This is a genomic window from Salinisphaera sp. T5B8 (genome assembly GCF_040361255.1).
GTDB lineage: Bacteria > Pseudomonadota > Gammaproteobacteria > Nevskiales > Salinisphaeraceae > Salinisphaera.
In genome coordinates this window covers 22204-47305 of record NZ_APNG01000022.1, presented here as the reverse complement: position 1 = coordinate 47305, position 25102 = coordinate 22204, and the positions used below count along the sequence as shown (strand labels likewise).

Genomic DNA, 25102 nt, shown 5'->3' with positions numbered 1-25102 from the left:
GAGATAAGGCTTAGAAGAACCAGCCGGCAACGGCCGCGGTCTGGGGTTCGTCTTCGGTCTCCTCGGCGGAGTCCTCGGCTTCCCTTTCCACGAACGGAACCACGTTGGTGCTTTCGGCCTGGGGGGTATCCGGCGCCGACGCGTTCGCATCGGGTTCGGACGGCTGAGTCTCAGGCTCGACCTGGGACTCATCCTCATCGGTGGACGCGACCTCAGCCTGCTGGGCATCGGCGTCGTCGTCTTCTGAAGCCACGCTCGTTACCGTGTCGGTAACGGACTCGGCTTCATCGCCTTCCTCATCGTCATCCTGATCGACCGGCGTTTGTGCCAGACGCGACGCCCCAAGCTCCTTGAGCTTTTCGGAGTCGGCCAGCACGTAGACCGTGGCCTGAATGTCATTGAGGGTCTTGCCTTCGATCGGGCCGGTCTTCGGCACGCTCTCCAGCGTCTCGTCGATCCATTCGACGACCGGGGCAACCCGGGCATCGAGGAAGGACAGTCCATCGAGCTTGTCGCGAATACGACGAATCGGGCGCAGGGCCCGCCGCGTGATCTCGCTACGCCCTTTGAACGTCTGTTCCAGCGCCACACCCGCTTCGGTGGCGACCTCCTGGAACAGCTTGGCCGGCAGGCTATCCAGCTTGCGCTGCATGCCTGTTTCCTCGGGACCGGCTTCATACGGCGCCAGCGGCTGTACCCGAAAGACCTGGAAGTCGAAACGCAACTGACGCTCGACTACAGACAACGGGCTTACCGCACGCCGGATGACCTCAGCCCACTGAGAGTGAGACCGTACCCAGCCTTCGATCGACTGGTCATAACGCTGAAGAAAGTCCTGCCTCGCGACGTTGAACTCCCTCTCGTTTTGCTTGACCTTGCCAATCAGCTCATCGAAACGACGCTCCGGAATCGCGTAGCCTCCCAGAAAGCGAATCCCCACTTCCTGACAGTCACGCTCGACACGACGCTTGATCTTCTCGAACACGGAAACGTCCTTGGGATCGCAGATACGCTTCGACCCCAGAGACGCCAGATCGGACGGCGGCAGCTGATCGCCAGAGATCTTCTTGAGATCCTCACGACGCAGACGCTTACGGCCCGACCACAGGTGGATTTCAGGATGAATGACCACCACTTCTTCAAGTACACGAGTTTCCACAACTACTACCTCCTGGGGCCCGCGCAGCCCGGATCTAAAGAAAGACCCAGGGCGCGAAACCTGGGTGAAAACACCCAGAGGACGCAGCTGCCCCATAGGGACAGATGGCATCCCTATGGGTGAACTTTGGCGCTGCTTTTGTGACTCGATCAGCTATCGAGACCCGGCTTTACACGCGGGTAACGTGTCGTCCGAAAAGGACGAGATAACACCTTCGAGTCTGCGCGTTGGTGCTGTCGGTGGCGGGCCGCAAAGCGTGTCTTTTCGACACTTTCTGCTCGTCCCGCAGGGCCTGACACCCTTGTCGAATACCCGCGCGCGAGTATTGGACAAGGGCGCCGGATTAACCGGCGCCCCTTCGCTTTTGTCGCTCCCTCCCTAGAGCTCGATGTGTTGGATCTGACAGGCCAGCTCGACGGCCTGGCGCCAACCTGAGCCTTCGGGGAAGAACTCCATACAGGCCCGAATATCACGCTGGCGATCGGCATTGCGTCGTGCAGGACGAACGAAGCGCGTCGCCGTGTGATAGAGCCGTTTACTGATAGGAAACATAGCCAGCTGTTGCGTGCTCAAGGCATAACCTCCGTGCACGAAACTGACCAGGGAACCCCCGCGCCGGGGAGGAAAACTCCCCGGTCGGGATCGTGATGACACCGCCGCCGTACCGGCAGTGTCGTGAACTGACCTGGTACGGCAGGTATGTCTATCTGGGCGTCAGAAGAACCACTCCTCGGTATCGCTCGACGCGAGATCGAGAGCGCGGCGCATGGACACCAGCCCGAGGTCAGGCAAGATCTTGTTGATCCGCGGTTCAACGTCTTCGAGCCAATAACGGTCGATGAACGCCACAGGATCGAGGCTGTTGCCCTGCTCGTCGGCCATGGTCACCAGGTCTTGCTGGGCAAGCGCACAGGCGTAGATAAGCATGGGCAACGACAGCTGCTGATCACTCGACAGGGTTTGTGGCCTGGCACCCCAGAACGCCGGGATATCCAGACCGAACTCACCCGTAACGATCGAAGCAATCGATCGTTCACGATCAAGCGGCTGTGCCGTCGAAGACGGTTGGCTCGCATCACGAAATGCTCGAGTGGGCATGATGTGGACATCCGGCCACTCCCCGTTTCGGATGGGCGCCTTGACCGGCTTGAACACGTTGTCGGCCGGGGGCGTTTCTTCCACGTAGCCTTTCGCCCATTTCTGGGCTACACGATGCTGGAGCTCAAGCTCTGCATCGTCCTGCGTGAAACTGCCCTGCCCTACGACGACCTTGCGTAGCTTTCCGTCGAGACGGCCGTGTCGAATAACGACACGGCCTCCCGCGCGATCAGCCTCGCCCTCCCAGACCAATACGGTCTGGTCGGGCTTTTCAAGGATCATTCGCACCACACTCATGACATCGCACCATCGCCAAGGTGACGCTGGACGATCTCGTGCAACGCTTCACGGGTCTCGGGCGATGCCTTGTAGGCCAACGCGCGATCCAGTGCATGCGACACGGGATTGATGCCCTGACGACTCAGACCGCGAAACATCGCGATCATCTGTGCCCAACGCACGAGTGTCCGCGTGGACATCGTGACATCGAGCGGCGGCGCGTCACCGCGACCATCACCCATGAAGGCCTCACGGATGGTGTTGGCGATTTCCACCAACGGGCCACGAACCACCTGCGGCAACCCCGGTGCAGTCTTTTCGAGGATCAGCTCCTCGTCAGACTGTTCGGGATAGCCCACTTCCATGATCCAGAAGCGATCCATAAACGCCATATTCTGACGCATGGTGCCCTGATACATGCCGTTTCGATCGCCACCGCCAGCAGTATTGCCGGTAGCCACGAAACGAAACCCATCGGCCGGCTTGACCAGCTCGCCACCGTTCTCGGGGATCACCAGAGGGTCGCCCTCCAGAATCCCGTTCAAACCAGCAGCCGTAGCCGGATCAAGCAGATCGATCTCATCGAGCAAGAACAGCTGCCCGTATCGCATGGCCGTGGTCAACGGCCCGTCCACGAACATCATGTCGCCATCGACGAGAGTGTGATGCCCGATGAGTTCTGGGGCTTCCAGACGCGAGTGCGCCGTCACCCGCTGGACCGAGAGGTTCAAACGGGCCGCGACCTGGGAGACGAGGCTCGACTTACCGGAACCCGTGGGGCCGGTGATGTAGAGCGGTTCGTCCGAGAACTGCAACCAGGCCAGAACATCGGATACCACCGACTTGCGGAACTTGTAGTTGGTATCCAGAGCCGGCGTGAACGCGCTGGCTTGTGCCTTACCCAAGACCTCAATCCCGTCTGGGGCATCGATGTCGAAGGTGTGGCGAACGGAAAAACGCTGAGTCGTCATAACAGTCTCCTGAACAGATTGAACCCGGACAGAAGACGCACGCCCCCACCGGGGAATACGTCCCCGACGGGAAAGGCTTGGAATGCTGCGCTTGTGAATCGGTCAGCTACCGATACCCGGCTTTACACGCGGGCAGCGTGTCGTCCGAAAAGGACGAGGAGAACCTTGAGCTTAGAAGCGCACGATCAGGAAGCGGGGCGGGATAAACGCCGATAAAGCGTAGTTTCGCCGCCCTGCCCCCTGCGTGCCTCTGTATCCGTTACTCGTCTAGAAGAACCAGCCCGGATCGTTCTCGTCAGCGGGCACGAGCTCCATCACTGCATCAATGCCAGCTTGTGCACGCATCGATGACTGGATGGTTTCGTGTCCGTCTGGATCATGCAGCTCGGCATGAAGGTGGACATAACCCTCGCGGAGTTTCTTTTCGGCCCTCCACTCCAACTCGAGTTCGAGCGTGGCCTTACTGATCCACGCTTTGCCGATGACAGTCTGACGCGGGGCACGAGCCCCCGCACTGTACTCCAGCACAACCTCACTTCGACGATGATCGACGATTCCGCGCCAGTATTTCTTGTGACCGTCGGGATAGTTATAGATCAGCGAAACGCTATCCATTGCTCTACATCCATTGATCATCTACCCGAAGACATATGTCCTTTGAGATCTACGCCTCACGAGCAAAATGAACCCAGGCATGGCGCCTGGGCTATGGCTTTAGGGTTTAGAAGAACCAGCCGCCGGCTGAGTTGCCGGTCTTGAGCGCTGCCATCACATCCACGGATCGTGACGGCGGCTCGGGCTCAGGCTTCAGGGGCGTAGACGAACCCTGTCGAGAGATGTCGTCGTAGTATCCCTCTCTACGCTTTTTGGACGCCCGTTCGAGGATCTCGAGTTCAGGCGTCGGCTCCGAAAAACGTTCCTTCGGTATCTCGATTGTGCGGGGTCTAGCCCCTACTTTGCCGTGTTCGATTACAACGCGGCCGGTCGCTGCATCACAACGACCGCTCCAGAATTTCTGAGTGCCGTTTGTGTTGTCGAAAAGAAGATGGGTCTCTGACATATGAATTGCTCCTGATGGCTTAGTGGCCCTTGGAGACATATGCCCCCTAACGGGAACATCTGTCCCGTTCGGGTATTGCTTGCTGTGCTTGGTACGCGGTCAGCTGCCGTGGCCAGGTTTTACACGCCGGCAACGTGGCGTTCGTGACGAACGCATGAAGACCAAACTGTAGCCCGACCACCTGGATATACCCACGGCGCAAAACGCTCATTTCAGCGACTTTTGGGGCGTGAGATTTTTCTCACCTCCGAGGCGTGTAATTCCTCTCACCTCGGCTGATAACCGTCAGCGTGGAATTTCTCTCACCTCTGGGACCGTGGAATTGTTCTCACCTAGCGGCGGGTGTGGAATTTCTCTCACCTTTAGGCCGAGGTCGATTCCAGGGGCTGAGGCGAGGCGTGTAATTCCTCTCACCTTTCAGATGGTGTGGAATTTCTCTCACTTTCAATCTCTGAAGGCAGAACGGCGATCGCAGGATCAGCTTTCGGCAATAATTTCAGTTACTTAGACACGGATCAGTACGCAGGAAAGACGTTTGTTGTCGGATGAGTCGATCGACACTGCTTGGCCAAACCAGCAGGTCACGATAGGCGTGGTATTTCTCTCACTCACGCGTGGGATTCCTATCACCTGCGCGTGGATTTTCTCTCACCTGTAAACGACGGCGTGGAATAGCTCTCACCCAAGCGTGGAGTTTTTATCACTTGCCGATCGCGATCGTGTAATTGTTCTCACCGAAGCGTGGAAATCTTCTCACCTGAATTCGCGTATGTTCCTGTTTTTACTGTGGTTTCCAGACCCTATAGTATATATATGATGTTTAAGCGATAGCTGTAATACAGCTAGCTTGCTGCCGATTGTCATCCGCGACCAAGAAGAATAAGAGGGCACGCGCGTAGACATAAGAGCCTGTTTATCGAAAAGAGATACGGAGGTGAGATTTTTCGTTCCCCAAACCATTGCTGTTCTGTGTTAGACGTGTAACATCTCGCTTAGGTGATATTCGAGTAAGAGATCTTCTCACCATGCCGACACAAATAACCCTACCTGGGATCGAGAAGGCGACAATCCTTCGAAAGCACGTCGGGGCGGTACATTCGGCGGCGCCATTAACGGCCAAGGAGAGAATCGCGGTAAACGTCTTGCTTGCTCACGCCATGTCGATGCAATCAGGGGGTGAGAAATTCGGTGACGTATATCGACAGCATTCGATCGACAAAAATCAGTTTGCGAAACTTGTAACTGGCTCGCGGCAGAGCACCAAGAATCTCCGACGGATTCTAAATGGATTGCTTAAAAAGACCGTTGAGTGGAACTACATCGACGAAAATCTTCGTCAGCGCCTCGGTGGATCGACTTGGCTCGCGGGGTACGAATTCATCGACGACATAATCAAGTATTCGTACTCGGTTGAAATTGTCGAGAGCATTCTAGACCCCGAGGTATTTGCGCGGATCAACTATTCGGTTCAGCACCAGCTCAGCAGAAAGCAGAGCCTGGCGCTGTATGAAAACTGCGCGCGATACAGAGACCTGGGGCGAACGAGGGCATGGTCACTGGACACGTTCAGAGCACTGATGGGGGTGAAGGGGCGATATCCCGAGTTCAAAACGCTGAATCGAGATGTCGTAAAACCATCAGTCAAAGAGATCAACGAGACGACTGAGATATTCATCGAGCCTGTTCTGAAAAAACACGGGCATGAAGTTCTGGCAATCCAGTTCATCGTTGAAGAAAACACGCAATACAACGGGCCACCGATGCCGCCACTACTGGGGCCCGATGTCGACGACGCGGTTATCGCAGATCGACTACAGGCATACGAGGCATTACTCGCGTTCGGCATAGATCGGGGCACAGCACTATCCATGCTGGATCAATACGACGATCAATATGTTTTCGATAATTTGCTTGTCGTTTCCGAACGTATTCGTAACGGCAAAAATGAAGTGCATAAGCCAGCCGCTTATGCGGTCAATGCGTTGAAGCAGGACTACCGGCCCCGGGACATTGACTACGACGCGATCAACGCGATGTCTGGGAGTGGTGAGTCAAAAGGGGAGAAGAACAAGATTGCCGAACGGCGAAAGAGGGCTCGCGAGAAGCTAGCGGAGTTCAGCAGCAATATATTTCCCGCCTGGCGTTTCCAGGAGTGGAAAAACAACGTCACGAGCAACGAGTATCAAGAAACCTGGAATCAGTTTTACGAAAAAGTGCTGAAGGTGACCCCGTTGCTGATGAAGCGATATGCGGAAGATCCGGATGCGGCGATGGTGAAAGCTCACTTTAGGACTTACGTGCGTAACAACGTCCTGCCAGAACCGACGAAGGATGAAGAGAATCGATGTGCGCTGGAGCAGGGCATCGCGATATTAGACCTGAGAGAAGAGTCGGAGTTGAAGGTCTAGCAGGCATATGCCCACCGTGAGAACGATGTTCTACGTGGAACATTACAGGCGCTAGTTCCGCGCGGGACTTTTTTTAAAGTTGCTAAAAGCGCAGCAATAACAGTGTTTTACGCAGCGGTATTTTTGCCTAAAAATACCTTAAAAATACGGGAAGGATGCTCGTGATCAGACTCTCATTACCGCAGCGAAAGGGGGGCGTTGGTAAGACCACGCTCGTTCGTATTCTCGCCGAGTGGTTCTCACGCAATCATCGAGTCCTCATCGTTGACTTCGATGATCAGTGCTCGCTCAGCTCGCTTTATCTGCCGATGAATCGCGTTTCATCAGGACGGCACAAGCGCCCGCCGCGCAATCCCGACTTCAACCCTGCTGATGCAGCTTTCTCCGACTGGAACGGGCGTTCTTCGTCTGCGGATATCTTTTATCCAGACCGTGTGATCTATCAGTACGCTCTTGAGGAGCTGCCGAACGGCCGACTAGATCTACTGCCGGCTGACAGTCGTGAGCTTCTGAGCGTACGCGAAGCTCGCGATATAAAGGTCCGCGAAAGCATCGAAGGAACCATCGCTAAATTCTTCAGCGACGAAATGCTGAGCGATGAATACGACATGGTGATCTTCGATACCGGTCCTTCCGAGTCGCCACTAATGCGGGGCGTGATCAAGGCGTCGACCCATACACTGATACCGGTCGAACTTGAGCAGCAATGTGTCGACGGCCTCGATGCCGTGATTGGCATGGTGGTGGAAGAGCAGCGCGAGCGTGCATCAGACAATCCGCTCGAGCTCTTGGGCTTGCAGGTCAACAAGTACCAGAAGGCTCGAAGCCTCCATAACGGGTTATTGAAACAGCTCAAGGACTCCAAGGGCCTGGCTCCACACCTGAACCAAACACTGATACCGAATCGCACGGCGTATGCAGAGCGAGACGTGCGCGGACTACTGCCGCGGTCGGTGTTTGCGCTACGACCAAGTGACCCGGCTCGAAAAATTATCGAGCCATGGTGCATAGCCCTCGAACAGAGACTTTTCCCGGAGAACGACAATGCCGCTTAGAGGAAAACCCGACGCACCCTTGAAGGGCAAAGCTGAAACGATCAGCCAGTCCGATTCAGGCCTCAATGAAACTGGCGATCACTTGGCGAAGGATTGGGATGCGAAAGCGACCCTTGTATATGTGCCGATCGACGACATCAGGCCATCGCCAAACAACGCGCGCAAGCTCGATATAACTCTTGAAATGCTTTCGAATCCTGAAAGCATCGATGACCCAGCGATGCGCGAAGAGGCGGAGTACATCAACGATTTGGCGCTGACCATTCGCGATCACGGTCAGCTTCAGCCGGGTCTTGGTTTCCGTGTGGGGTCGGGCCTCATTGAACTGATGGCTGGCGAACGTCGCTGGTGGGCATGTCAGCTCGCCGGGCTCGACGAAATGCAGATCATGGTCTACCCGGAAAAACCCAGTGGTAACGCGACCCGGCACCTTATCGAGAACGTGCATCGTCGCAACTTGACCGCCTCTGCGATGCTTCGTGGCTTGCTCAACATCATGGATGAGCGTGAAGCGGCCGGCTCGCCCATCCTCAGCGGTGTCGAGCTGCAAGAGACTGTACGCATTCCCAAAACGCAAGCCTATCGCTGGTGGTCTGTCATAACAGGGCCATCTGATCTGCGCGATGCGGTGCTGCGCGACCAGGTACCGAATATCACCATCGCAGAGCAGCTGAGCAAGCTGCACGGACACGAACGCAAACAGCGCATCGAGTCTCAAGACTTCGAGGGCATGATGCCGCAGCGACGTACGGCTGCACGTACCGCGCAGGCCCATGTCGAGCCTGCGCCCGCGCCGAAACGCAAGAAGGGGCGTCCTCCCTCTCACGTGAACATGGGGCGCGCGCACAGCGGCGAGGTAGTCAAAACGCTCGTGTCGCGCATCGATCCGGAAGGCGATTACTCACGGATCGATTGGAGTGACTTCAACCAGGCCGGGAAGGTCTGGCGTAATTTGCTCAACCGAATGCACGACGAGCAGCAATAAAAAAGGGCGCCCCGAGAGGCGCCCTTTTCGTAGATCGAACGTCCTGAGCGTTCAATCGATCAGACCAGATTTGCCACCGCTTTCTGCTGTGGCCGTTCCAGTCCTTCCCAGTCGCCATGAAGGCACAGTCCGGCGAAGTCGCACATGCCACAAGGCGTGTTGTGAGCCATGCGACCACGACGCGGAAAGCGTCCTTTGACGACATCCTCATCCATCCAACGGATCTTCTGCTTGTACTCGAGAATGTCCTCGGGCTTACGCGCGGGAACGAACTCGATGGGCTGGATCTCCGGGCCTTTGCTGCGACTCTTGCCTGTTGAAACCTTGCGCTTGAGCAAGTTCATAAAGCCGATCTTCGCAACGGACTCGATACCCAGTTCCTCTTTGTGATCTTCGACGAGGTGCTGATACCCCGTCAGCTGATCTGCTTGCCAGGTCACATCGGGAACACTCGCCGGCGTTTTCACATCGACCAGATGAATATCACCTTCGCCATCCATCGCGGCGATATCGAGTTGCCCGCTGAGATAGACAGACGGTGCAATCTCGGTTCTGAATCGGCGTTCGATGACCGGTCCCTGAGCATCGAGCAAGGGCACCAGACCCGTGTTCTGCCATGCTTCAGGGAACTGATCACATAGCGCCGCGCCGGTGGCCTCGAGATCGTCCGGACCAAAGCGTGAGGTGTAGTGAACCTCCGCCTTCTCGATGCCGGCATGCCACTCCTCGCGAAACTTCGTTGCCGGATCGGTGACGCTGCCATCCAGGTATCCGGTGACCGCGGTGTGAACCGACGTACCGAAAACAAGATTAGAAGACACGCCAGCAGAGCGGATGCCTTCGACGTACTGATAGTAGAAAGACCGCGGGCAATCCTCGAACTTGAGAACACCTGATGGTCTATAGGTTCTAGCGCTCATCACTGCTCCTCGCAGACGCACCTCCCCCGCCCGGGAGGTGCATGAAACACCCCACGGGCGGTGGGTAGGTAGGCCTAGCTCTGGATCAGCCGCTTGAGCGCGGCCTTGGCTTCGGCAGGGGTCGAATACTCGGGAACATCTACACCCTTGAGAGCGCATTGATGTTCAATCTGACGAACCAATGCCTGCGGGATCGTATTTCCACTGGCCGATGGCGGCGTCTGGGACGTGGATTCCACGGGCGGCTCGACGTTGGCCGGTGCCGGCTCCTTGTTGCCCTTGATCGGGACAACCGAAGCAGACGCTGGCTGGGGTGGCTGAGAAGCAGTCTGTACCGATGTCGGTCTGAAGCCCTGACCACGCTGGTCACGATCCTCGTCGTCATCGAGCACGTCGCCGCCGAAACCCAGCGAAGCCAACAGACGCTGACGCGCTGCGGTTTCACCTTTCTCCCAGTCCTTGTAATCCTGGATCAGCACCAGTGCCGATCCCGAACTGATGATCTTGTCATCCGGATTCAGGAGCTGGGCCCTAAAGATCATCGTATTGCCGGCGATCGCCGGCAGTCCGATATCGGTCGGGTTGTGACCGCCGGAAATGGCGGCCTGGTAAAGACCGTTGAGGCCTGGCTTGGCTTCAATGGGATCGAGATAGTCGATCCGTACCTGGTAACCCTCCGACGGCGGGTAAGCCGCGAGAAATTCAGGAAGACGCGCCGAGAGCTTGCGGTACTGGATCGCTTCGCCCTCGTCATTGAAACCGAGAAGAACTGTCTGATTGCTGGCTGTCATGGTGTGACTCCATTGCTAAATGAAGGCACACCAGCCCCGAGGGGCTGATGCGCCCCTCGGGGGATGATGGGTATATAATCCCCTAAAATAACAGTACCTTAGAGGCTGCTAGAAGGGGATGTCGTCTTCGTCGTCTTGGTCGAAACCACCCGCGAACGCCGGTTGGCGTTGTTGTTGCGGTGCCTGCTGACGAGACTGCTGCGGCGCACGCTGACCGCGGGTTTGCGGTGCGCTTTGCTGCTGATCGCTGCCAGAACCTGACGACGAACGATTGTCGAGCATCTGCATATCGTTGGCGATGATTTCAGTGGTGTACTGATCGTTGCCTTCCTTGTCCTGCCATTTCCGGGTCTGAATACGACCCTCAATGTAGATCTTGGAACCTTTACGCAGATACTCGCCCGCGACTTCGGCCAGACGGGCGAAGAACACGACGCGATGCCATTCGGTACGTTCCTGCATCTGACCCGTGGATTTGTCTTTCCACGAATCCGAAGTTGCGAGGTTGACGTTGGTGACGGCACTACCGCCGGCGGTGTACCGGGTCTCCGGGTCAGCACCGAGGTTGCCGATGAGAATGGCTTTGTTGATGCCTCTGGATTTGGACATGGTGTGAAACTCCTTACGTTTCATAGGGTTTAATACCCATCGGTCACCATGCCCCGAACGGGGAATAGTGCCCCGTTGGGTGGCTGGGTTGCTGTGCTTATTACACGGTCAGCTGCCGTGACCAGGTTTAACGCGATGGCGGCGCGTCGTCCGAGACGGACGAGAGAACAGCCTTGATTCTAGGCACTAGGCGCGACTTCGTAGCCGCCGCAAAACGTCGATTTCCACGCTTTTCGGAAGCTTCCAGTCTCCATGGCCTGCGTCGCCGTTTGCCCAGCCATAAAAAAAGGTTCATCGCACTTTACCGGGAAAGGCGGCTTTGATCTTGAGGAAGAAGTAGTCGGCGTTGCGGAAGCCATAGGCTTGGCGCTTGATGACCTTGATGCGGTTATTCATGCCCTCGAGCACGCTGGTGTTCATCGGATGCACGGCGCTGGCGATAATGCCTTCGACATAGGCTGACAGGCGTTTGGCAAACTGTTGCAGGGCCGCGATGCCCGAGTCCATGGCCATGGCGTACCACTGTGCCCACCGGGCTTGGGCAGTCGTTATGCTCGGTGCGAACCACAGCTCCTTAAGCTGAGCTTTGAGCACATAGACCGTCATCAACGGCACGTTGGCCGCCAGCAGCTCATCGAGCGCGCTGGCCTGATCGGGCTTGAGATTGTCGCGATTGCGTAGCAGCAGCCAGCGGCTGCGTTTGACTACTCGCCGTGCCGGTTTGTCGTGGCGCAAGACATTGGCTTGATCCACGCGCACACGGTCGACGACCTCGCGACCGTACTTTGCAATGACATGGAACAGGTCATAGATCACGTGTGCGTTCGGGCAGTGCGCGCGCACCTCCAGGTCGTAAGCCGTATTCATGTCCATGGCGACCGCCTCGATCCGCGGGCAGGCATCGCCCAGCCATTCAAAGAACGGCTGGATCGCCTCACGTGAGCGTCCTTCACCGATCCATAGCACTTGCTGCGTGTCGGCACAGGCCACGACCGTGGCATAGCGATGTCCCTTGTAGAGGGCGAACTCATCCATCATCAACCGGCGCAGCCGAGATCGGTCGGGCTCGACCCCATCCCGGCGCAGGCGCGCATGATCGATCGCCCGGACGGTGTGCCAGTGCAGACCCAGCAGGGCCGCGACCTGGCTGATCGGCCACAGCTGTGTCATCGCTTCGACATAGGACACCATCGCCGCCGTCATCCGGCGACGCCCGGACAGCCACGGGATCGATTCGGTGCGTATGCCGCAGTCGACACAGCGCACACGTCGAACCGGCACCTGAAGCCAGACGCGGCGGTCGAACAGGTCGCGCTCACGCACGCGCCGTACGCTGACATCGTGTACCGCGAGTGTGCGCTGGCGGCAGCCGCTACAACACGGCGCGATCGTCGGCTCGGGCGCGAGCCGCAGTGTCAGCGCGTCATCCGTCGCGGACTCAATATAGGCCAGTGAAAAGCCTTCCCAGAACACGGAAAGCAGATTAGCCTCGGACATGGCGGTGGCCTTTCTTGGTTGCCTGGAATGTGTGGTAGCAATCCAAGCTTAAGCCACGCGGTCACCGCCGCCTTTCACGCTTATCTGCGAAGAACCAAAAAAAAGCCCGGCGCGATCGGCCGGGCTCTTCCAAGCGAAAACAGGCGAATGATGGCTACGGTGTCAGAACGATCTTTTCGTGAACCGAGCCGTTTCGATTATTCGGCAGCTCGATTCTGGTTTCTCAGGCGTGCCACGCGCCGTGAATGCGACGGATGAGAACCCACGAGATCTGCGAGTGCGATCCCACCGCTGAGCGCCAGTCGCTCAAGCAGCGCGATACCTGGTTCTGGACCGACCAGCTGCGTTGCATAGGCATCGGCACGGAATTCGGCGTGGCGATTCCAGGGTCGGCTCAACAAGACCAACAGTGTGCGCAATAGGCGTTCTGTCGTGCGTGTGAGCCCCAATGCGATCGTCGCGATCAGCCAGCCAGGTAGAACGAAAATGTAGAGGATCGGGGTACGGGCCATGGTGCGAAGACAGAGATTGATCGTTGCCATGCGCAGACGATCGAGCAACCCCATACAACGCGACCCGGCGATCCAGAAGCCACTACCTGCCGCGTCACCGCGCGCGAGATGGCCCAGCTCATGTGCGAAGACCCAACGGATCTGGTCGACCGGTAACTGGGAGAGCAACCCGTGTGTGAGCACGACCGCACGCCGGCCTCCGGGGGCACTATAGGCCCAGGCATTGATACTCGCGCTGTTCAACAGCCACAGCGACGGCATGGGCTGTTGGTGTTGGCTGGCTAGTTCCTCGAGGGCTTTATATAACGGCGTGCTGGCCGCAATACGAGAGATCGGCCCCTTGGCTCGAAGCTGCCAGCGCAGCGGTGTGAGCGCGTGCAAGACAAGCATCAGCAAGAACAGGATCACGCAAGGCGCAATGCTCAACCGAAACACGGACGCCATCGCCGCGGCGTCGGGCAGCGGGATGTGGTCATAGTCTCTCGCGCTTTGTCCGAACGCCTCCAGCATCGCCCAGACGGGATCGAAGACCAACGCCGGCAATGGCAGCTCGGGCGGCAACCATACGAGCAATCCATAGGTCGCCGCGAGCGGCAGTCCGACCACGACAACACAGCCGGCCGCCCAGATGCTCAGAGGTATCGCGATAGCGATGACGCGATTCATGAGTTGGCCTGGTCGAGAACGGACTCGAACCAGCTCATCAGGTCGAGCTGGGCGAATAGATCGCTTGCCGTCGAACCGACGCCAGCAAGCATGCCGGATGCGTTGTCGAGATCCACGCCATTACGAAAGATGTAGTACGCCCCGCCTGCCAGCGCAAGCATGATGACAAGCCGGATGCTGCGGGCAAAAACACAGCCGGCGATCAGTCCGACAATGACGAGCGTGAGGGAGAACGAGTCGATTTCAGGCATGGGCGGAATTCCGGTTGAGGGGTCTGCCAATGCTCTGTCGAACTGGGAGGTGCGCGTGTGAGTAAAGTCTATGTTTCAAGCACTTTACGCGCTTGCCGATCTGGTCTTCAGGGGTAATGTTTTGCCACCAACCCATAAGGATCGCAGACCCGCAGATGACCGAGAGTGATGTTCTTCCCGCAGTTAAGCGTCGCATCTGCGCGCTCAACGAATATAGACAATTTCTGTTTCTTGCCTTTGGCCTGGCTGGTGGTGCCGCCATTGCTCTTGGCACGGGTGCGCCGGCCGCCGGCGGCGTCCTTGCGCTGCTGGCTCTGCTGGCCTACCTGGCACGCTATCAGATCGGTCTGTTCGTCGATGGCTTCGAACGTGATCTGGCCTATCTGCGATCCGGCGACACGACACGGGCACAGGCTTTGCTGAGCACGCTGAGCGACAAGACGCATTGGCCGCTCTGGCAGATCATCAAGCCCTATAGGCACACATGAAAAAGCCCGCCGGGCGTCAGCCGGGCGGGCTTGTGAGGGCTTCGTGGGCGCCGTGTCGTTATGCGCTCTTTGCCAGCCACGCCTTCGATACGGTCACATGCAGATACCAAGCGGTGTGCAGCCAGGCGAGGACCGCCAGCACCGGGGCCATCTCGCTGGTGAACACCGCCACGATCATCGGGATCAGCAATCCGAACGTAACCGCCGCGTCGTAACGCTCACGCGCTCGGATCACGAGCATCTTGCGTAGCGCACCCACCGGCTGATCACGACAGAGCATCATCATTTGCGGTAGATGCACGCAGGCGCGCATATGGCTTGCCCAGGCCATCATCGCTGCGCCGGCCGTGGCGTGGATCACGAGGTCATCGGTATAGGCGCTCCCCGGCAGAGTGGGCCCCTCGAGACCGAATGCGATGCTGAATACGAGATCGATCGAGGCCAGGAGCGCGACGCCGAACACGACGTTCTTGCCGACCTCGGCACGCACGAATGACCAACGCTGTGCCAGACGGCTGCGTCCATTCTTGTTCTGTCGCCGGCCTTCGGTATGGATCAGCAACATGCTGGCCACCACGATCGCGACATAGCTCATCGCGGCGAGCAGATACATCGCCAACAGCCCACCGATGCCCTGCGGCACGAACCATAGGGTCATGGCATAGACCGGCCCGACCACGACAGCGAAAACAGCCAGCAGCAGAAAGGATTCAGGTGCGCGCACGGCAGCGCGCGTGAGCGCTGTCGTATGGCTCGCCAGTACCGAGGCCAGCCCCGCGCTGTGCGGCGGCAGTTGATGGGTTTTCGTGGTCATTGTCTTGGCCCTGTCATGGATTGTCATCAGGCGATCGCTGCCTGTCGGGTGTTCTGCGCGGCCGGTGGCGGCTTGCGCTCGATGCTCTGGTGAAACGGCGGCAGCGAGTCGAGCAGCTGCTTGCCATAGCGTTTGGTCACGATGCGCCGGTCCAGCAGCGTGATGCGCCCCTGATCGGTCTCGCAGCGAATCAACCGGCCACAGGCTTGTATCAGCTTGAGCGAGGCATCGGGCACGGCCATGGTCATAAACGGGTTCTTGCCGTGCTTCTCCAGCCACTCGGCGCGCGTCGCCTCGATCGGCGAGGTCGGCGGCGCGAACGGCAGCTTGGCGATGATGACGTGCTCGCAGGCGGAACCGGCCAGATCCACGCCCTCGGCCATGCTCGCCAGTCCGAAGATGACACTGGCGTTGCCGGCGGCGACTGTCTTGCGGTGGCGTGCCACGAGCGTGTCGCGGCTGAGCTTGCCCTGACAGAGCACACGCTTTTTCTGCGGCGCCGGCAGGCTCTTGTAGACGGCGTTGAGCTGGTACCACGAAGCGAACAGCACCAGCGTTCCGCTCGAACAGTGCGCCAGCAGCGACGGCATCATCGCCTTGATCTCCTCGGTGTGCTCGCGCGCCTGGCCGCCGTCGTGCTTCATCCACGGCACGCGCAGTTCGGCGATCCGCGGATAGTCGAATGGCGAAAGCAGACGCAGATACCGGGTACCGTCGCTGCCGCTCAAGCCGGCCTTGGCCCGGAAGCGCGACCAGCGGTTGAGCGAGGTCAGCGTCGCCGAGGTGATCACCGCACCCGCGCACTTGTCCCAGAGCATCGTGCGCAGCATGGGCGCGGCCGTGACCGGTGCGGCCTCGAGCCAGAGTTCGTTGTTGTCGTGCTCGGCCCAGCGCGCGATCGGCGGTGCATCATCGGGTTGCTCGGTCTTGAGCAGACGAAGCAATCGCAGATCATTCTCCAGCAGGCCAGCGAGCTTGCCCATCTCAGGGGCCAGTACGCGGGCGATATGCTGAGCGCCTGCACTGCCTTCCTTATCGTCGAGTTCTTCGGCCATGTCGTTGGCCACTTCCCAGAGCACGGCCATCTCGCCGTGCAGCGCGTTGGCCGCTTCACGAACCGGCGCCGGCAGCTTGCCGTGCGGCGCGCGATAGCGAAACAACTCGTCCCGATCCTGGGTGAACGCCAGCGTGGCATAGGCATCGCTGAGTGCCTGGAGTGCCGATTCAGCGTCCTTGGCCGGTTCGCGGATATCCGGGCGGTGGATATGGGCCGGCAGCTTCGGCAGAAGACGCTGGAGCGATCGCACATGCTCACGCATGGCACCGATCGAGCTACGCGCCGAGCCGTGCTCTACGGCCTTCTCCGGCAGGTGATGGCCTTCATCGAAGATGTAGAACGTGTCCTTGGGATCGGGCAGCACCATGCCGCCGCCGAGAAAGACATCCGAGAGCACCAGATCGTGGTTGGCCACGATCACGTCGGCATCGCGCATGGCCGCACGCGAGCGATGAAACGGGCACAGGCCCATCGGCGCGCACTGGTTCGGGCCCGTGCAGCTGTGTGGCGTGCTCGAAATCGCACCCCATAGGCGCGAGTCGATTTCCTCATCGAGCTCGTCCTTGCAGCCATCCCATTCGCCGGTGGTGAGCTGGAGCTGGAGATCGGCGAGCAGCGCGGTCTGGTCTTCACTTGGCGTGAAGCCGCCCGTGTTATCCGGCAGGTCCGCGTCAGGGCCGAACATATCGGCATGCCCGCTACCCTGGGCGAGCGCGGTCTCCAGCCGGAAGGGACAGGCGTAGCGCGAGCGGCCCTTGGCGAGCACCGCGGTGAACTTCAGCCCGGAATACTTGGCCAGCGCCGGCAGCTCGTTTCGCATGAGCTGGCTTTGCAGTGAGGTGGTGGCCGTGGCCACGATCAGGGACTTTTCCCGGGCCTGGGCAGCCGGGATCGCGGGCAGCAGATAGCCGAGCGTCTTGCCGGTACCGGTCTGGCCCTCGATCGCGATCAAGGGCGACGCGGTGCCGCCCAGTAGCGTGTAGGCGATCTCGTCGATCATCTGGCACTGGCCTTCGCGCTCTCGAAAGCCGGGCATGGTGCGCACGACCTGAGCGTGCGCGTCATGGATCTCGGCGAGCGGCGTTTCGATGGATTCGTTGTCGGTCTTGTCGTCCATTGCCATGTCCTTTGAATTAGGGGCTGCCCGCCGGACGGCTTCGGCGAAAGGTGCGAAGCCGCCCGGCGTCAGCGAGGCGTGCCGATGACGAGGCAACCCGGTCAGATCTCGCAGGCGGAGGTGCTGTGTTAGAGCGAACCCACTCTCTGACTGCTGGCGGTTATTCGGGATATGAACCGGGACACCCTCCAGCTTGTCCCACCCCGGTTAGCGGCTGGGGCCGGCCTGTTGTTGCGTTGATGGGATCCATTCTCCACGGCCGCTGGATTGTGCAAGCCCCGTAAAACGCGCATTTGTGCACGCGCTGATGAAAAAACCGATGAGGTGGGTACAGATGCAACCGGGTGCCCGTCGCGCCGGGCCTGGACATCACGAGATGCTGGTCGTGTCTGGACGCGGTGACAGCGCCCTGTTCTGCGCGGACGGCAGACGCTCTATCGCGGGCGCGTCTCAACCTCGGCATGGGACAGGCCGAGCTGGTGAACGACACGGATGGCCGCATCGACCGTCTTGAAGGTGCGGTAGGCACCGGCGCCGGTTTCCACCACGGCGCATTCGTCGCCGCCGAAGCGGATCACGATGATGTAGTCGTCGGCGTAGATCGGATCGCGGTTGACCTGGGCGCGGATCTTGCCGCGATAGAACGCGATCGCAGTACGCAGATCGGAGAGCTTCATCGGGTCGGTCCCTGGTCGTAATTCCCGCGCGGAACTCGCTCGGGCGATCGGCGCAAAGCCTTATGTGGCGGGCGTTTCAGGCGTTCGCATTTTTGAATAAAAATGCTTAAAAATTTTCTCAGATCAGCTCGCGTTGGGGCTTTGCGGCGTTGCCGTGACCGCCGTACAGGCGCAGGTGCTCGGTGGCCTGGCGCAGATAGTCCGCCGCGGTGGCCATGGCGCACAGATCAGCGAAGGCCATGGGCTCGAGCGCGCCGCGCACACGCCCCGTGTCGTTGCCGGCCGCGCCCTTGAGTGCCTGCTTGAGCAGGGCTTCAGGCACGGGATCGTAAGTCTCGGGGGATTTCCAGGCCATGAGGGCTGCAACATCGCGTGCGCGAAGATCAGTGGCGATATCGCGTAGCAAGATCGCCCCAGTCTCGAGAGACTGCTGATCCTCGCGCGTCTGGCGACGCACGAACTCGTAGCAGGCGGCGTGTTCGGCCCGAGCCATGCCGGCGATGACCTCGGCCATGGGGGTGTCGTTGTTCATGTAGGCAGCGTGCGAGAAAAATCGATGCGTATTGTGGGCCAGACCGGGTGCTGCCTGCGAGCCGTCATGCGGCGGCTGTGGCCTGTGCGATCACCCGATCGACCTCCTCGCGCGTGACCACGACACGGCGGTTGTCCTCGCGCGTAAGAAACATCGGTTCGCCCTTGTGCGGTCCGGACTTCTTCGGCCGGGTCTTGCAGCCCGTGATCACTAGCCCGCCCTCGACAAGCTCCATGATATAGGGTGCCCATTCGGGGCCCATCCCGGTTTTCTCGCGCGCTACTTGGGCAGTTGCTTTGATTCGATCCATGCCGTGCTGATCCTTCAGTCGGTTTGAGTTAGCGAGCTAAGCGGCGCGCATCGTGGTGCTGTAATTGGCGGGTTGATCGGTAGGCTGGCGATCGCTTTGGCGTGCCACTTCGATGACCAGATGCTGCTACCCAGCACACGCAGCAGCTCGTTGGTGCCCAGTGCGCAACCGTCGTCCTCGCGCACGATGGCGTACTCCATGAGCGCTATGCCCGGTCGATTGGTCAGATCAGGCACTGGGGGATGGTAGAGACACAATCCGGGCAGGTGATGGTTCTTCTCGCCGTGGCAGACCCAGTTGATGAGCACGCTCAATTCGTTACCCAGCGGCGTCGTGCCCTCGAGTCGTGTGTAGCCGCGGACATCGGCGACGACGTACACGCCGTCGTTGGCGAACGCGTCGGGCTGTTGACCGTCGATCGGTTCGTGGACACTCTCGACGTGACTCCAGACGGTGAGTTCGATTTCCTTGCGGGTCAGTTCAAGCGGGCTGTGCATGGTCAGGTTCCTGGTAAGGCGCATCCCTGTCCGGTTGATCCGCGATCGCCGCGCCGCTGGCTTTCCAGTCGGCGTCGCACAATGCCTTGCACGCTGCGGCTTTCTTGCGAGACCCCAACGGCGTGCCCGGCGATGTATTACAGCGCCACGCGGTGTAGATCCATTCGCCGCTACAAAACGCAGCCGAGACCGTGTATCGCCCGTTTCGGGATGCTTGGTAATACTTCTCAGCAGGTAGCCATTCCATGCACTTACAGCCGCGTTCGGGTTCTTCATTACCGTAGAACGCCGGAGGTACTGCATAGGGGCGTAAACCGCTGCGTTTCGTCACTTTTCGCCTGTTGCGAAGGGAGGACGATGCAAACGTAGAACAGGTCGGGGAATCCGCAAGCTCGATTGGGTGCAGGGCTTCAGGCCCTGATTTGTGGCAGGTTGTCCGGAACGCTCAGCCCTATGCGGCTGGAATCAAGGAGGCACGATGCAACTTGTAGACAGGGAGAATTCTCTCGAGAGATTTCACGCGCGCATGGAAAGCGCCATGGTTGATGACGCGACCGCTCGCCTGCTCGAAGATCTCGATGATCTCGAAGCCTATGCGCGCACGCCAAAGGCCGTGATCGACCTTGTGCCGACAGCGAGGGAAAGACTGATCAAGCACCTGGGATCGCGCCGCCGCACAATCACGTCGGGACGGCAGTGCGTGTCATCGGACCCAGTGATGACGGTCGTGAACAAACTCGACGCTATGGCTGGGCAGCCCGTACGGCAATCGCGCGCTCAGGGGTCTACAGCTGACCAGGTAAAGCGCTTGCTAGATGATCTGTATTCGAAGGTGATTCAAGGGCACGAGTTTGGTGCGACAGACTCATTTACCGACCTACCGATCACGCGTGCTGTATCGAACGAACCCGATGACTACCCTTGCAAACCCTTCATGTGTGTCAGGGACTTCGAACGAAAAATGCGCGATCTGATCGATTCGGAGTTAACGCGCTTGTACGGACCGGATCGGGAAAAGGAGCAGTCGCGGCCAGGGCATTGGTACCGGAAATGGCGCATAAAGCGAGACCGAGAGATTTGCCGGGATAGTTCCTCGTCAGAACGCCTTATCGATTACTCCGACTTCGGCCAACTCGGCGACCTCATCGTAGACGACGAGTTATGGAACGAGTGCTTCGGCGCTTATTTCGCGAGTAAGGCTTCAGTGAAAGAAGCGGTCAGGCATCTGACCCCTATCCGCCACATCCTGGCGCACAGTCGAGACATCACGCGCAAACAGGCGCTGAGGGCGCTTTTCGAAACGCAGCGCCTTCTGCGAGAAATCGATTCAAGACGGTTGCACTAGCACGCCGCGCTGAGCCGCTTGGCAGCCTCGTCCAGCAGTTCGAGACGGACACTGCGGCCATAGAGCAGCTCGTCGCTGCCCGTCTGCTTGTCGGCGTTCGCCGCCAGACTGCCGTAACCGCGAAGCGCGAGATCACGCTCGGCAATCTCGAAGCCGTCGCAGGTATCGAGCAGCACCTGGAGCCTTTCCTGCGCTTCGGGCTTGAGTTCGCTGCGCGGATACATCGAGAACGTGCCGAACCCACCCTGGCGTGCGGCGCGTCCTCGAATCTGATGCAGCTGTGTCAGACCCAGACGTTGCGGATCGATGACGACGACATGGCGCAGCCCGTCGATGCTGATGCCGACCTCGACCACGGTGGTCGCTACCAGTAGATCAGCTTCGCGCTTCTTGAGGGCCTCAACCGCGGCGTTTTTATCTTCGTCGCTCAGCTTTGCATGAACCAGCCGCACCCGGCCGGGGCGTATGTCCTGCCACATCTGATACGCGCGCTCGGCGGAATCGCGGCCTTCGCCCTCCTTGAGCGGGTAGACCACGAGAACCTGATCGCCGGCGTCGAGGCTGGCCGTGATATCGGCCATCAATGCGCGCTGTTCGTGACGGGCCCACAGGCGGCTGGTGATCGTCTTCTGTGCATGCGGCTGGGTCAGACGTGACACATCGAGTGCGCCGTAGCGAATCAGCGCCATCGAGCGTGGGATGCAGGTGCCGGAGACTTCGAGCAGATGACAGCCGTGAGCGGTCATCTTCTCGCGCTGGTCACGGCTGAACTTCTGCTGTTCGTCCACGATCATCAGGCTCGGCGGGGTCTCGCTTTCGCGATACAACAGCGCGGTCGTGCCGACGCGGATGGCAGCGGTGCGCGACCGGACTGGGGCATCGCCGGCGACGAGTTCGATGTCGAGGTCAGGCCACCACCGATGCAGCTCTGCATGGATCTGTGCCGCCAGAGGCAGCGTCGGCGCCAGGATGACGACATGGCCATCGTGATCGGCACAGGCGGCAGCTGCGAGTCCGTACACGACGGTCTTGCCGGTACCGACATCGCCCGAGAGCACACGACGCATCGGTTGGGCATGTCCCAGATCCAACTGGATCTCGTATGCCGCTTGCCGCTGTTCCTGGGTCAGACCGTACGGCAGGGACGCGACACGCGTTCGCACCCTCGCCCAATTCATACGGAACACCTGTGCCTGGTTCTGGTGATCACGCGCACTCGCCGCACGCGCGACCGCCTGCATCGCCGCGATCTGTTCCAAGACTTGCTGGGCCTTCTCGCCCTGGCGGATGTCGCGTGGCTGATGTGCCGCGCGAATGACCTCGGCCATCTGGTTCGGTTTCAGACCCAGCGGCTCGAGCGCACGTTGCGCGCCGCCGTAGGCGTCGAGTTCGGACAACAGCCGCGTTGCGGCCTCATCGACCACCGAGTCGAGCAGTGCCAGCACGCGATCGCGCACGGTCTCCGGCTTGATCACGCGAGGCTTGCCCGGATAGACGGGACACAAACGCCCGATCCAGTCGCGCTCGATGAGCGTGGCGTTGTTGAGATACCACTGGCGGCGGATGTTGACCGCCATGCCCTGCACGGCGACCGCGGTACCGGCGGTCAGACGTCGAGCCAGCTCGCGATGGTCGCCGAACAGGGTGAACGTGACACTGATTCCGTCATTGCCGATCACGCTGGCCTGAAGGCGCGGCGTGCCGTTGAGAAACCCGGTCGTGGCATCCCGCTCGAGCACCCCTGAGATCACCACCTCGGTGTGCTCTCGCAGATTCGCATATCGGGTCAGCGGCGATGTGAAATCCTGCCAGCGCGAGGGCAGCAGCAGTGCCGCCTGCCAGGGCTCGGACGGACCCAGCGCTGACAGGCGCCCCAGTTTCGGTTGTTCGGCCACCACATCACTCATGGCGGTCAGTCTGCCCTGCTCCGGCCAGTGCGCAAGGGCTGATAAGTCAGCCTATCCGCACTTTATCGTCACCTGAGCGCGATCGACTTATCCACACATTCAGGGGGTAAGTTCGTGCCTTGTCACGTCATGACTTTGAGATGACAGCGCTTGTCCGGTTTGGTTACAAAATAACCAGCCGCGACGAACTCAGGCACCGGCGCTCAGACGCACTTCGGATGTGAATTCATCGTGACGCCAGTGCCGGTGCAAACGACAGTGACTCACCGCAGTCTCGAGCGCTTTTTCAACCCGCTCGCGCGTGGCTTCGCCGTCGTAGAGCGCCTCGTGCAGATGATCGTGACTCGGGAGCATGCCGGTCATGCGCTCGGCCGGCCCCGCATGCAATGTGACAGTAATGCGCCAGCATCGGGTGCGGCCATCGACAACGGCCGTGCGCATGGCCGCGACCTCGAATCGGGCGATATCGCAGAGGGTTTCGCCATCGACAGTCAGGCCCGGGCCGAGATGGAATGGCAGATCCGGCTCGTAGATGTGATCGGCCAGCAGCACCGGCAGGCCGTCGGCGGCGTCGAATGCGATCGTGTTTCGCTCGTGGGCGCCTGTGTAGTTGAATTGCCCGCGGTAGCGGGGCGTCTTAATCATCATTGGCGGCATCTCGGTTGTGTGTGACGACATCGAGCATCACCACCAGCTCGGCAGGGGTGACCTCGACCGATTTGGTGTTGCCGCGTAGCGCGTCGATACGGCTGCGACTCGTCGGCAGGCCGGCGGCGGTCATCGCCTCGGCGATCTCACGCGGGCCCCAGCCCTGTTCGCGTAGCAGCAGCAAAAGCTTTTTCACCACGTCATGCCAGCCTGCTTTCGGCGTGTCGGTATCCGGCCAGTCACGCGGTAGCCGCGACATCGGATGCGTGCGCGCAAGCAGCTGCTCGTCTTTGTAAATCCGGGCGTCGCTGCGTGGGTCTGCCGAACTGCGATCACGAGACACACGATGCCAGGCGGTCTGGGCCATAGGTGGCCAGTGGGTTTCGCAGTAAAGCTGGTCGTTGAACCGGATCTGATATAGCGGCTGACTCATCGCCACCCCCCTGCCCTGACGGCGGCGGTGGGCATATGCGCGCTGTGCTGCTGGCCCGATGTGTACCGTGTGACCATAGGCTCCTCCTCGTATTCTGAAAGCGATCTCGCGGGGCACGGGGGTGGGTGAGTCGCATTCGTTATACAACGAGATCAGCGCAGATCAAGGGTTAGGTTCTGATTTTGCGCGATTTTCACGAAATGCACTTTGCACTGTCCTGAACAGACGCTGTTCGCCATCTGTCGCGGTAATGCCGGGTTCCATTGCGCCGCAATGGCTAAGCGATCTCGCGCGTGAAACGCAATTTCAGATGCGCTGTTTCGCTTGTGCGCGAGCGAATATGCGAGCTACCAATCCGGCTGCGCATAACTGAATCCCTCAACCGACTGCCACTGCGGTTGGGCGTGGTGGTAGTGCCAGGTGCCTGCCGCGATGCTGAGCACCGCGACGGCCAGTGCAATCCAGCCGGCCCGTGCACGATTCGGGGCATAGCGCCCGGGATTATTGCGGGCGTCGAGGGCGCACAAGACGACAACGATACTGCTTGGCACCCAAAAGAGCATGACCCAGCCGTTGCTCAGGACAGCGCCGGCGGCGGAGATGAAATCAGCAATATTTTTCACGGTCTCGAACATGCGCTTGGGTCTCGTCAGGGGGGATGAGACTCAGCGTTGCATGACATCCATAAAACGCAACCGGGGTCGCGCCTTGATCTAGCTGTAGTGGGACTCGAGCAGCTTGATCACCCAGTTGGGTGTGGCTCTTGCGCGCTTGGACGCCTGCCCGGCCGTCCAGCCCCTGACCGTCCAGTAGCTCACGCGATCGCCATGCAGCGCGCTCAATAGATCGGCCAGCTCCTGCACGGTGACACCCAGACGATCACGGTAGGCATTGAGGGCGTCGCGGCGGCGTTGATCGGCCTGGCGCTCCTGGTCGTTTGCGAACTGCAAGGTCGCATACGCTTGTCCGGGTGCTTGATGCAGGCCGCTGCGGGGCGTCGATGTCATGGCAGGTGC

Annotated in this window: 28 protein-coding genes; 5 read left to right on the top strand and 23 right to left on the bottom strand. The window is 59.7% G+C overall.

Features of this window, described 5'->3' with window-relative positions:
* Positions 1–10: 10 nt before the first annotated feature.
* From T5B8_RS16835 to T5B8_RS16810, 6 genes are all read right to left on the bottom strand, one after another.
* Entirely contained in the window at positions 11–1159 is a 1149-nt protein-coding gene (locus T5B8_RS16835) for a DUF3150 domain-containing protein (RefSeq protein WP_353160415.1), read from the bottom strand.
* Positions 1160–1537: 378 nt separating this feature from the next.
* The gene (locus tag T5B8_RS16830; RefSeq protein WP_353160417.1) at positions 1538–1732 is read right to left on the bottom strand and encodes a hypothetical protein; all 195 of its coding nucleotides are present in this window, start codon (positions 1730–1732) and stop codon (positions 1538–1540) included.
* 141 nt (positions 1733–1873) lie between these two features.
* Positions 1874–2554 carry a hypothetical protein gene (locus T5B8_RS16825; protein WP_353160419.1) on the bottom strand — a complete coding sequence of 227 codons (681 nt, stop codon included), beginning with the start codon at positions 2552–2554 and terminating at the stop codon, positions 1874–1876.
* Positions 2551–3507 carry a CbbQ/NirQ/NorQ/GpvN family protein gene (locus T5B8_RS16820; protein WP_353160422.1) on the bottom strand — a complete coding sequence of 319 codons (957 nt, stop codon included), beginning with the start codon at positions 3505–3507 and terminating at the stop codon, positions 2551–2553. The genes T5B8_RS16825 and T5B8_RS16820 overlap by 4 nt, the downstream gene beginning before the upstream one ends.
* A gap of 267 nt (positions 3508–3774) precedes the next feature.
* Positions 3775–4122 (bottom strand): hypothetical protein, encoded by a 348-nt coding sequence (locus tag T5B8_RS16815; RefSeq protein ID WP_353160424.1) that lies wholly within the window; start codon positions 4120–4122, stop codon positions 3775–3777.
* Positions 4123–4228: 106 nt separating this feature from the next.
* Complete coding sequence (locus T5B8_RS16810; RefSeq protein WP_353160426.1) at positions 4229–4567, bottom strand: hypothetical protein; 339 nt, start codon at positions 4565–4567, stop codon at positions 4229–4231.
* A 1025-nt stretch (positions 4568–5592) separates the two neighbouring features.
* On the opposite strand from T5B8_RS16810, the gene T5B8_RS16805 reads away from it, so the two are divergent.
* The 3 genes from T5B8_RS16805 (at position 5593) to T5B8_RS16795 (ending at position 9015) form a co-directional block, all read left to right on the top strand.
* Positions 5593–6975: a replication initiation protein gene (locus tag T5B8_RS16805; RefSeq protein ID WP_353160428.1), complete on the top strand. Its 1383-nt coding sequence runs from the start codon at positions 5593–5595 to the stop codon at positions 6973–6975.
* Between the two features lie 161 nt (positions 6976–7136).
* On the top strand, positions 7137–8030 hold the full coding sequence (locus T5B8_RS16800) for a ParA family protein (RefSeq protein ID WP_353160431.1): 894 nt from the start codon (positions 7137–7139) through the stop codon (positions 8028–8030).
* Positions 8020–9015, top strand: a complete 996-nt coding sequence (locus tag T5B8_RS16795; protein WP_353180541.1) for a ParB/RepB/Spo0J family partition protein — start codon at positions 8020–8022, stop codon at positions 9013–9015. The genes T5B8_RS16800 and T5B8_RS16795 overlap by 11 nt, the downstream gene beginning before the upstream one ends.
* 59 nt (positions 9016–9074) lie before the next feature.
* On the opposite strand, the gene T5B8_RS16790 is transcribed toward T5B8_RS16795, so the two are convergent.
* The 6 genes from T5B8_RS16790 to T5B8_RS16765 all read right to left on the bottom strand — a co-directional run bounded on the left by T5B8_RS16790 (position 9075) and on the right by T5B8_RS16765 (position 14261).
* Positions 9075–9935, bottom strand: a complete 861-nt coding sequence (locus T5B8_RS16790) for a RecB family exonuclease (RefSeq protein WP_353160437.1) — start codon at positions 9933–9935, stop codon at positions 9075–9077.
* A 74-nt stretch (positions 9936–10009) separates the two neighbouring features.
* Positions 10010–10726 (bottom strand): hypothetical protein, encoded by a 717-nt coding sequence (locus tag T5B8_RS16785; RefSeq protein WP_353160440.1) that lies wholly within the window; start codon positions 10724–10726, stop codon positions 10010–10012.
* Between the two features lie 108 nt (positions 10727–10834).
* Positions 10835–11359 carry a single-stranded DNA-binding protein gene (gene ssb, locus T5B8_RS16780; RefSeq protein WP_353180540.1) on the bottom strand — a complete coding sequence of 175 codons (525 nt, stop codon included), beginning with the start codon at positions 11357–11359 and terminating at the stop codon, positions 10835–10837.
* A 267-nt stretch (positions 11360–11626) separates the two neighbouring features.
* The gene (locus T5B8_RS16775; protein ID WP_353160444.1) at positions 11627–12832 is read right to left on the bottom strand and encodes an ISL3 family transposase; all 1206 of its coding nucleotides are present in this window, start codon (positions 12830–12832) and stop codon (positions 11627–11629) included.
* A 197-nt stretch (positions 12833–13029) separates the two neighbouring features.
* The gene (locus T5B8_RS16770; protein ID WP_353180539.1) at positions 13030–13950 is read right to left on the bottom strand and encodes a M48 family metallopeptidase; all 921 of its coding nucleotides are present in this window, start codon (positions 13948–13950) and stop codon (positions 13030–13032) included.
* 56 nt (positions 13951–14006) lie between these two features.
* Positions 14007–14261 carry a hypothetical protein gene (locus T5B8_RS16765; RefSeq protein ID WP_353160449.1) on the bottom strand — a complete coding sequence of 85 codons (255 nt, stop codon included), beginning with the start codon at positions 14259–14261 and terminating at the stop codon, positions 14007–14009.
* A gap of 155 nt (positions 14262–14416) precedes the next feature.
* Between T5B8_RS16765 and T5B8_RS16760 the strand changes: the two genes are divergently transcribed.
* A complete protein-coding gene (locus T5B8_RS16760) occupies positions 14417–14749 on the top strand; it encodes a hypothetical protein (RefSeq protein WP_353180538.1) in 333 nt (110 codons plus the stop codon).
* 58 nt (positions 14750–14807) lie between these two features.
* Here the strand turns inward: T5B8_RS16760 and T5B8_RS16755 are convergent, their stop codons facing one another.
* The 6 genes from T5B8_RS16755 to T5B8_RS16730 form a co-directional block, all read right to left on the bottom strand.
* Entirely contained in the window at positions 14808–15563 is a 756-nt protein-coding gene (locus T5B8_RS16755; protein ID WP_353160453.1) for a hypothetical protein, read from the bottom strand.
* 26 nt (positions 15564–15589) lie between these two features.
* A complete protein-coding gene (dinG, locus tag T5B8_RS16750; protein ID WP_353160455.1) occupies positions 15590–17737 on the bottom strand; it encodes an ATP-dependent DNA helicase DinG in 2148 nt (715 codons plus the stop codon).
* Positions 17738–18171: 434 nt separating this feature from the next.
* Positions 18172–18414, bottom strand: a complete 243-nt coding sequence (locus tag T5B8_RS16745; RefSeq protein ID WP_353160457.1) for a hypothetical protein — start codon at positions 18412–18414, stop codon at positions 18172–18174.
* Positions 18415–18532: 118 nt separating this feature from the next.
* Positions 18533–18946: a hypothetical protein gene (locus T5B8_RS16740; protein WP_353160459.1), complete on the bottom strand. Its 414-nt coding sequence runs from the start codon at positions 18944–18946 to the stop codon at positions 18533–18535.
* Between the two features lie 64 nt (positions 18947–19010).
* Positions 19011–19256, bottom strand: coding sequence for a hypothetical protein (locus tag T5B8_RS16735; RefSeq protein ID WP_353160461.1), 246 nt, complete (start codon positions 19254–19256; stop codon positions 19011–19013).
* A 14-nt stretch (positions 19257–19270) separates the two neighbouring features.
* Complete coding sequence (locus T5B8_RS16730; RefSeq protein WP_353160463.1) at positions 19271–19753, bottom strand: hypothetical protein; 483 nt, start codon at positions 19751–19753, stop codon at positions 19271–19273.
* 478 nt (positions 19754–20231) lie between these two features.
* On the opposite strand from T5B8_RS16730, the gene T5B8_RS16725 reads away from it, so the two are divergent.
* On the top strand, positions 20232–21098 hold the full coding sequence (locus tag T5B8_RS16725; RefSeq protein WP_353160466.1) for a Swt1 family HEPN domain-containing protein: 867 nt from the start codon (positions 20232–20234) through the stop codon (positions 21096–21098).
* Here the strand turns inward: T5B8_RS16725 and T5B8_RS16720 are convergent.
* The 5 genes from T5B8_RS16720 to T5B8_RS16700 all read right to left on the bottom strand — a co-directional run bounded on the left by T5B8_RS16720 (position 21095) and on the right by T5B8_RS16700 (position 25093).
* A complete protein-coding gene (locus T5B8_RS16720) occupies positions 21095–23005 on the bottom strand; it encodes a helicase-related protein (protein WP_353160468.1) in 1911 nt (636 codons plus the stop codon). The genes T5B8_RS16725 and T5B8_RS16720 overlap by 4 nt on opposite strands.
* Before the next feature lie 189 nt (positions 23006–23194).
* Positions 23195–23650, bottom strand: a complete 456-nt coding sequence (locus tag T5B8_RS16715; protein ID WP_353180537.1) for a hypothetical protein — start codon at positions 23648–23650, stop codon at positions 23195–23197.
* Positions 23643–24086: a hypothetical protein gene (locus T5B8_RS16710; RefSeq protein ID WP_353160472.1), complete on the bottom strand. Its 444-nt coding sequence runs from the start codon at positions 24084–24086 to the stop codon at positions 23643–23645. The genes T5B8_RS16715 and T5B8_RS16710 overlap by 8 nt, the downstream gene beginning before the upstream one ends.
* A gap of 347 nt (positions 24087–24433) precedes the next feature.
* Entirely contained in the window at positions 24434–24721 is a 288-nt protein-coding gene (locus T5B8_RS16705) for a hypothetical protein (RefSeq protein ID WP_353160474.1), read from the bottom strand.
* A 78-nt stretch (positions 24722–24799) separates the two neighbouring features.
* Complete coding sequence (locus tag T5B8_RS16700) at positions 24800–25093, bottom strand: hypothetical protein (RefSeq protein WP_353160477.1); 294 nt, start codon at positions 25091–25093, stop codon at positions 24800–24802.
* Positions 25094–25102 lie beyond the last annotated feature (9 nt).

What these genes read in the sequence shown, in the direction of transcription:
- T5B8_RS16745 (WP_353160457.1), bottom strand. Translation starts at nt 18,414, where the DNA reads ATGAAGCTCTCCGATCTGCGTACTGCGATCGCGTTCTATCGCGGCAAG.
- T5B8_RS16755 (WP_353160453.1), bottom strand. Translation starts at nt 15,563, where the DNA reads ATGACCACGAAAACCCATCAACTGCCGCCGCACAGCGCGGGGCTGGCC.
- T5B8_RS16825 (WP_353160419.1), bottom strand. Translation starts at nt 2,554, where the DNA reads ATGAGTGTGGTGCGAATGATCCTTGAAAAGCCCGACCAGACCGTATTG.
- T5B8_RS16795 (WP_353180541.1), top strand. Translation starts at nt 8,020, where the DNA reads ATGCCGCTTAGAGGAAAACCCGACGCACCCTTGAAGGGCAAAGCTGAA.
- T5B8_RS16700 (WP_353160477.1), bottom strand. Translation starts at nt 25,093, where the DNA reads ATGACATCGACGCCCCGCAGCGGCCTGCATCAAGCACCCGGACAAGCG.
- T5B8_RS16715 (WP_353180537.1), bottom strand. Translation starts at nt 23,650, where the DNA reads ATGATTAAGACGCCCCGCTACCGCGGGCAATTCAACTACACAGGCGCC.
- T5B8_RS16815 (WP_353160424.1), bottom strand. Translation starts at nt 4,122, where the DNA reads ATGGATAGCGTTTCGCTGATCTATAACTATCCCGACGGTCACAAGAAA.
- T5B8_RS16725 (WP_353160466.1), top strand. Translation starts at nt 20,232, where the DNA reads ATGCAACTTGTAGACAGGGAGAATTCTCTCGAGAGATTTCACGCGCGC.
- T5B8_RS16775 (WP_353160444.1), bottom strand. Translation starts at nt 12,832, where the DNA reads ATGTCCGAGGCTAATCTGCTTTCCGTGTTCTGGGAAGGCTTTTCACTG.
- T5B8_RS16765 (WP_353160449.1), bottom strand. Translation starts at nt 14,261, where the DNA reads ATGCCTGAAATCGACTCGTTCTCCCTCACGCTCGTCATTGTCGGACTG.
- T5B8_RS16805 (WP_353160428.1), top strand. Translation starts at nt 5,593, where the DNA reads ATGCCGACACAAATAACCCTACCTGGGATCGAGAAGGCGACAATCCTT.
- ssb (WP_353180540.1), bottom strand. Translation starts at nt 11,359, where the DNA reads ATGAAACGTAAGGAGTTTCACACCATGTCCAAATCCAGAGGCATCAAC.
- T5B8_RS16760 (WP_353180538.1), top strand. Translation starts at nt 14,417, where the DNA reads ATGACCGAGAGTGATGTTCTTCCCGCAGTTAAGCGTCGCATCTGCGCG.
- T5B8_RS16820 (WP_353160422.1), bottom strand. Translation starts at nt 3,507, where the DNA reads ATGACGACTCAGCGTTTTTCCGTTCGCCACACCTTCGACATCGATGCC.
- T5B8_RS16735 (WP_353160461.1), bottom strand. Translation starts at nt 19,256, where the DNA reads ATGGATCGAATCAAAGCAACTGCCCAAGTAGCGCGCGAGAAAACCGGG.
- T5B8_RS16730 (WP_353160463.1), bottom strand. Translation starts at nt 19,753, where the DNA reads ATGCACAGCCCGCTTGAACTGACCCGCAAGGAAATCGAACTCACCGTC.
- T5B8_RS16705 (WP_353160474.1), bottom strand. Translation starts at nt 24,721, where the DNA reads ATGTTCGAGACCGTGAAAAATATTGCTGATTTCATCTCCGCCGCCGGC.
- T5B8_RS16790 (WP_353160437.1), bottom strand. Translation starts at nt 9,935, where the DNA reads ATGAGCGCTAGAACCTATAGACCATCAGGTGTTCTCAAGTTCGAGGAT.
- T5B8_RS16785 (WP_353160440.1), bottom strand. Translation starts at nt 10,726, where the DNA reads ATGACAGCCAGCAATCAGACAGTTCTTCTCGGTTTCAATGACGAGGGC.
- dinG (WP_353160455.1), bottom strand. Translation starts at nt 17,737, where the DNA reads ATGGACGACAAGACCGACAACGAATCCATCGAAACGCCGCTCGCCGAG.
- T5B8_RS16740 (WP_353160459.1), bottom strand. Translation starts at nt 18,946, where the DNA reads ATGAACAACGACACCCCCATGGCCGAGGTCATCGCCGGCATGGCTCGG.
- T5B8_RS16720 (WP_353160468.1), bottom strand. Translation starts at nt 23,005, where the DNA reads ATGAGTGATGTGGTGGCCGAACAACCGAAACTGGGGCGCCTGTCAGCG.
- T5B8_RS16810 (WP_353160426.1), bottom strand. Translation starts at nt 4,567, where the DNA reads ATGTCAGAGACCCATCTTCTTTTCGACAACACAAACGGCACTCAGAAA.
- T5B8_RS16710 (WP_353160472.1), bottom strand. Translation starts at nt 24,086, where the DNA reads ATGAGTCAGCCGCTATATCAGATCCGGTTCAACGACCAGCTTTACTGC.